The sequence below is a fragment of the Chamaesiphon sp. VAR_69_metabat_338 genome, from assembly GCF_031423935.1.
In the GTDB taxonomy this organism is placed as follows: domain Bacteria; phylum Cyanobacteriota; class Cyanobacteriia; order Cyanobacteriales; family Chamaesiphonaceae; genus Chamaesiphon.
Genome location: NZ_JANPGM010000734.1, coordinates 1 through 3,502, shown reverse-complemented (window position 1 = coordinate 3,502; position 3,502 = coordinate 1). Strand labels below are relative to the sequence as shown.

3 protein-coding genes are annotated in these 3,502 nt (G+C 50.4%); 1 reads left to right on the top strand and 2 read right to left on the bottom strand.

The genetic code is table 11. The features are described from left to right. Positions 1–77: 77 nt before the first annotated feature. Together RMO84_RS20395 and RMO84_RS20390 are read right to left on the bottom strand one after the other, a co-directional pair. Entirely contained in the window at positions 78–824 is a 747-nt protein-coding gene (locus tag RMO84_RS20395; protein WP_310490268.1) for a phycobilisome rod-core linker polypeptide, read from the bottom strand. A 247-nt stretch (positions 825–1,071) separates the two neighbouring features. Continuing rightward, positions 1,072–1,377, bottom strand: a complete 306-nt coding sequence (locus RMO84_RS20390) for a hypothetical protein (RefSeq protein WP_310490267.1) — start codon at positions 1,375–1,377, stop codon at positions 1,072–1,074. Between the two features lie 238 nt (positions 1,378–1,615). Here RMO84_RS20390 and RMO84_RS20385 point away from each other — a divergent pair, with 238 nt between their 5' ends. After that, positions 1,616–3,247, top strand: coding sequence for a CHAT domain-containing protein (locus RMO84_RS20385; protein ID WP_310490266.1), 1,632 nt, complete (start codon positions 1,616–1,618; stop codon positions 3,245–3,247). Positions 3,248–3,502: the final 255 nt, after the last annotated feature.

Sequence of the window (3,502 nt, the reverse complement as noted above, 5' to 3'; positions counted from 1 at the left end):
AGGCTCTCGATCGAGTCGCTCAACCCGCAGGCAAAGTAACCGAATCGAGAGCCTTCTGATGTACTCAGAGTGCTAAATTAGCGACGGGGTACGAGGTTCATGTAATCGATGTTGAAAGATGAAATCGACTGTGGCTGATTGCCGATCGTGCCCAGACTTTTTGCCATACCAGCAAACAGAGCGGGATCGCCTGCTTTGGGTTTTTTGTCTTGGGGCTTGTAGCCACGGACTGCTGACTGCCAAGAAGCTTTGGGGAACCCAAGCTGACGGCGGTGGTAGCCATCATAACGCGGGTTTTTGATGTTGAAGGGCAGTTCGCTCGCACCGGAGGGTAATACCCGTCGCCGCTGGAACGGCACGATATTATCGCCAAAGTTTTCGAGATACTCATCGCTATTGAGGAGGTCATTGATGAAGCCAGCACGACCTTTAGTTGCAATGACGATCGACCACGCGATTTTTTCAGCTTCGTTATAGACGTCGCGTCCGAGCACTTTCTGTACGCAATGCTCGGCGAACCGATAGTTGCTGTTGAGGTTGTAGAAACTATTGGTGAAAGTATTCGATAAGCACAAGCCGCGAATGAAGTCACGGACGGTGATTTGACCGTTGCGAAGCTGAGATTCTAAGAATTTTTCGCGATCGGCGGCAAACGCATGAAAGAAGATCTGCCGATAAGCCGATCCGATCAGATTGTCTAGATCGGTAGGTGACAACAAGTTGTCTGTGGAGAACACTCTGGGCTGTTCGTCGCTCGGGACTTCATAGCCTTTGACCCGAGTATTTTGGCTCGATGGCTTATATTCTAATAATGGAAGTGGCATATGTTTAAAGTTATCTTCTTACGAAACTTTACAATTTTCCTCATCATAATCCCGATCGGGTGTCCATCTATGGCCTCAAGGCGAAAATATTACATTCCTTAATTTTCGCTCAACATCGCAGCCATCAACCTTCTGGATGTTTCTAAGCCGATCGCTTTGGCTCACCCCTGCTGTGGCGATCGCCAGTAATACTCGATCGGCGATGAAAGAATCGATCGAGTATTACTGCAAGTCACACCAAAGCGATCTACCAGTCATCATCAAGGATCGTCGCAGGGAGCTTTAATTTAGGAAAACGGTAAAAGGTGTCGCCATCGTCATCAACTTCGGGAATGCCGTCGAGCAAACGCACCTGGGCTTCGAGAAACTGTTTGGCATCCTCAGAACTCACTTGGGAAATCGCCATTAACTGGATCAACGAAATACAGCTATCCCGCTGTCGCAATAGCTGATAAAAGGCAGCTTCTAGACGTTTACGTCGGTTTGATGCCGAGATAAATCTGGCCGTTCCTACCCCTAAACCTAATAGGATGAGTAATTCAATCGCGCCCATAAGGTGAGTAAGTGGAGGTTGACTATATTGACTACATAGAGCAAGTATAGCGACTTTGGTGTCTGTCCAGCAGCTTGGCAATCTACGGGCGATCGAACTGACTCATGCAAACAGTTCGCGATCGGCATCGCCTTTTAATCCAAAAATCGCCGATAATGACACTGGATGCAATTATCCTTTGACCAAGGTTATGCCCAAGAGTGTCTTCCCTATTCCTAAATTTTTCAGCCCTCGATCCGTGGATGAACATCCTTCTCTAAATATTGCTATTGCCCGTTTGGGTGCAGCCTTCCCCGATAGCTATAACATGTGGGTGCTTAAGGCACCATATCCCGGCGGCTATGTCCTGGAAAATGGCAATTGGACGATCGAGTTATCCCAAACTTGGCTGGGATGGCAAGGGCTATTTAGTCCAGGGAATAATCCTTACTGTGTGCCCTGCCATCAAGGGGTGTCAATTCCCGATTTAGATATCGCCATGGTGACGCCTGCGGATGCGCCCCAGCCCCAAATTTATAGTGCAAATCTGATGCAGTATTTGGGGATCAAGCTGTGGCACTGGTTATTTTGTCAACAGATCGGTACGGCATTTGCGCAAAGTCAGGGGATCGCCATCGGTCAGGGTAAATCGCTGCGGCTACGCCTGGAAATTCGCGATCCCGACTTAATCCCCTTACCGTGGGAGATCGTACAGTCACAGCCCGGTAAGCCCGCGATCTCGCTCGATCGAGAGGTGTTGTTATTCAGTCGGACGAGTAGTGACGTCAACCCGCTGCCGCCCCAACGCTCCGAACAATCAATTAAAATCCTGTTAGTACTAGGTCAGAATATCCCTGGCAGTCCCCAGCTCGACCTCCAGCAAGAATCGAGAACGATCGCCCAGGCATTGCAAAACACGGTGCCCAGTGGCTTCAATCCCCCCAATCGTCTCAATCCAGCTAGTTGCCAAGTCGATACCTTGGTGCAACCCACGCCGCGCGAACTGATCGCCGCCCTCGAACAGCGGCAGTACAATTTATTTTTCTATGCCGGACATGGACTGCCAGCGGATAATGGCGGGTTGTTGATGCTTAACGAACTGGGTAGTTTGAATGGAACAGAATTGGCCCAATTACTCGTCCGGTGCGGGGTTAAACTTGCGGTGTTTAATTCCTGTTGGGGGGCGCGACCATTTCAGCACCAACAGCAAGCAGTCCCGCGCAGCAGTCTGGCTGAAGTCTTGTTGCATCATGGCGTGCCAGCAGTGCTAGCAATGCGCGATACGATCGCCGATCGCGAGGCTCTGAGCTTTATCCAAACTCTGACCCAGGCATTAGCACATCGGCTGTCGATCGATGGAGCTGTTACGGTGGCTAGACAGCAATTATTAACTGTCTATAAGTACAATCAACCAGCATGGACTTTGCCCATTCTCTACATGCACCCAGAGTTTAATGGGGAGTTGGTCAGACCATTGGGTGATGGAGATACAGTCGTGCCGATGCACTTGCCGCCAATTCCCGCTGCCTACGTGCGATCGCTCAGTTTCCATACCAATCCCGATTTTCCGATTAGTTTCGGTAAAATGCGGGTCGGCAGATATGCCAATAACGATCTGGTCGTTGGCGAACCATCTGTCTCTAAATATCATGCGGAGATTATTTATCGTTCTGCATCTCCCTCCGATGCCAGCAATGGTGTCTATTACCTGTGCGATTCATCCAGTTATGGTAGTTACGTATTGACACGTGAAAATAAGTGGGTCAAAGTTCACAAGCAAGAGTTTCCCCTTCAATCTGGGATGCAGATTAAATTTGGGAGTGAGGATGGTCAAATTTTAGAGTTTAGGATCGATCGAGTGAGCGGGGAGCGGGGAGCAGGGAGCGACTGAAATCGCGCTGAGGTTCCCGTCTGTCTTGTCTCGCTGTCTTGTCTTGTCTCGCTTCCATCGCCTTTGAAACCCGACCGGAGCGAGCCGCTGACCCAAACACATGTTCCTCCACTCTCCGCGTGATTTGGGTCGCATCATCCGGGAGCGGCGCATCGACAAAGGAGGTTCCCTCCCGGTTGTGTGCGACAAGAGAGGGAACCTCCCGGCTGCGAGCCGCTAGCGACACGTCTCGCTTCGGATCTCCTCCGGAGAGGC

Bases quoted from the DNA above. Each gene is read 5' to 3' on its own strand.
- RMO84_RS20395 (WP_310490268.1), bottom strand. From the start codon at position 824: ATGCCACTTCCATTATTAGAATATAAGCCATCGAGCCAAAATACTCGG.
- RMO84_RS20390 (WP_310490267.1), bottom strand. From the start codon at position 1,377: ATGGGCGCGATTGAATTACTCATCCTATTAGGTTTAGGGGTAGGAACG.